The following is a 2,314-nucleotide window of genomic DNA, read 5'->3' on the forward strand; positions in this document are numbered from 1 at the left end:
CCACTCCCTAGGCGACATGGCCTCCCGGCCCCGCCGCGCCGCTCAGCGCTTCCAGGTCGCTCTTGCGGACCCGGATGACGAACACCGCGGTCAGTGCGGCGAGTCCGGCCAGACCCACACCCGCCCAGAACGACGTCGAGATCCCCACGGAGAGCACCTCGTGCCCCCAGGGCGGCGGCAGTTCGTGAGTCTTCTCGAAGACGGCCTTCTGCGCCGGGGTGGAGTCCGCGAGGAAGGACGGCAGCTGCCGTTCGGCCTCGTCCCGGCTCACCGTGCCGAAAACGGTCATAAGAATCGAGAGCCCCAGGGAACCTCCGACCATCTGTGTCGCGTTGAGCAGACTGGAGGCCGCCCCCGACTCATGCTGTGCCACCCCCGAGACAGCTGTGAGTGTCGCCGTCACAAAGACCAGCCCCATGCCGAAACCGAATAGCAGCATCGGCCCCAGCACCCCTCCCACGTACGAGCTTCCCGGATCGAGCGCGGTCAGCCAGGCTGTGCCTCCTCCGGTGAGTACGGCGCCCGTGACCAGGAAGGGCTTGGGGCCGAGCACCGGCAGCAGCTTGGAAGAGAGTCCTGCCGCGGTCACGATCGTCACCGTCACCGGCAGGAAGGCGAGTCCCGCCCTGATGGGGCTGTAGCCCAGCACATTCTGGACGAACAGCACGATGAAGAAGAACATGCCGAACATCGCGGCGGCGAGGCTCATCATGATCAGATAGGTCCCCGAGCGGTTGCGGTCGGCGAACATCCGCAAGGGGGTGATCGGTTCTCTGGCCTTGCGTTCGACCAGGACGAACGCGGTGAGCAGGACGACCGCCGCCACAAAGGCGCCGAGGGTGAGTCCATCGCTCCAGCCGTCCTCGGAGGCTCGGATGAAGCCGTAGACCAGGGACACCATCCCGGCGGTCGAGGTGAGTGCACCGGTCAGGTCGAACCGGCCGGGGTGCCGCTCGGACTCGCTGATGTACATCGGCGCGAGGACGGCGATCAGGAGGCCGATCGGCAGATTCACATAGAACACCCAGCGCCAGTCCAGCCACTCGGTGAGCATCCCGCCGGCCAGCAGGCCGATGGCCGCGCCACTGGCGGAGACCGCCGCGAAGATGCCGAACGCCCGGTTGCGTTCGGGACCTTCGCGGAAGGTCGTGGCGATCAGAGCGAGCGCCGTGGGTGAGGCGATGGCGCCGCCGACGCCCTGGAGCGCCCGGGCCGCGAGTATCTGCCAGGGCTCCTGCGCGATACCGCACAGCAGTGAGGCGAAGGTGAACAGCAGCACACCGAAGACGAAGACCCGCCGGCGGCCGAGGATGTCGCCCGCCCTGCCGCCGAGCAGCAGCAGGCCGCCGAAGGTGAGCGTGTAGGCGTTGATCACCCAGGACAGCTGTGTGGTCGTGAACTCCAGCGCTCCCTGGATATGCGGAAGGGCGATGTTCACGATGGTGGTGTCCAGCACGACCATCAACTGGAGGGCGGCGATCACCGTAAGGGCGATCCCGGGACGGCCCGGCTTGCGGGCTGCCCGGGAGGGCCTGGGAGTTGTTAACTGATTGGTTGTCATGAGGTTTCCCCCCTCGCGCTTTAGTGAACGTGACCGTTCACTGTCGGATCAACCGTAGAGAGTCCCCTTCAGTGAACGCAAGCGTTCACTGAACTTCCGTCCCCAAGGGAGAGAAGACGATGGCCACTTCGCGCTGGACTGCCGCGGGCCAGACATGTTCCGCCTCGCTGCGCCGCCGAGGCGCCGTGCTGGAACGAGCGATCCTCGAAGCCGCTCTGGATCAGCTCAGTACGGTCGGCTGGAGCGGGCTCACCATGGAAGGTGTCGCCGCGGGGGCCCGGACCGGGAAGGCCGCCGTGTACCGGCGCTGGCCATCCAAGGAGGATCTTGTCGCCGACGCTCTGCGGGCCGGACTTCCGCCGCTGGAGGAAGCCGTCGATCATGGGGGAGTCCGCGACGATCTCTTCCATCTCTGCCGGCAGCTGAGGGACGTGATGTTCTCGCGGTCCGGCTCCGCGTTTCGTTCAGTGATTCACGAATGCGATGCGACCACGGTGGAGAGATTCGAGTCGGTGATCATCCACCAGGTCGTCGAGCCATCGATTCAGCTCTGCCGGAATGTGATTCTCCGTGGTATCCGGCGGGGGGACGTCCGCGAGAGCGCAACCGCCGAGATGGTCTTCGATGTGATCCCGGGGCTGATGATGTACCGCACCAAGATGTACGGAAGCGAATGGCTGGATGATGACATCGCGGAGATGATCGATCAGGTGATGGTGCCGCTGCTCCGGCCGCACCGGCGCTGATCACCGG

At 66.0% G+C, this 2,314-nt stretch carries 2 protein-coding genes; one reads left to right on the plus strand and one right to left on the minus strand.

What is annotated here, in order from left to right:
- Nucleotides 1-7: 7 nt before the first annotated feature.
- The gene (locus ACWF94_RS38955) at nt 8-1,561 is read right to left on the minus strand and encodes an MFS transporter (RefSeq protein ID WP_453499784.1); all 1,554 of its coding nucleotides are present in this window, start codon (nt 1,559-1,561) and stop codon (nt 8-10) included.
- A gap of 119 nt (nt 1,562-1,680) precedes the next feature.
- Here ACWF94_RS38955 and ACWF94_RS38960 point away from each other — a divergent pair, with 119 nt between their 5' ends.
- Nucleotides 1,681-2,307 (plus strand): TetR/AcrR family transcriptional regulator, encoded by a 627-nt coding sequence (locus ACWF94_RS38960; protein WP_453499786.1) that lies wholly within the window; start codon nt 1,681-1,683, stop codon nt 2,305-2,307.
- The last annotated feature ends 7 nt before the right edge of the window (nt 2,308-2,314 follow it).

This window comes from Streptomyces sp. NPDC055078 (assembly GCF_053607985.1).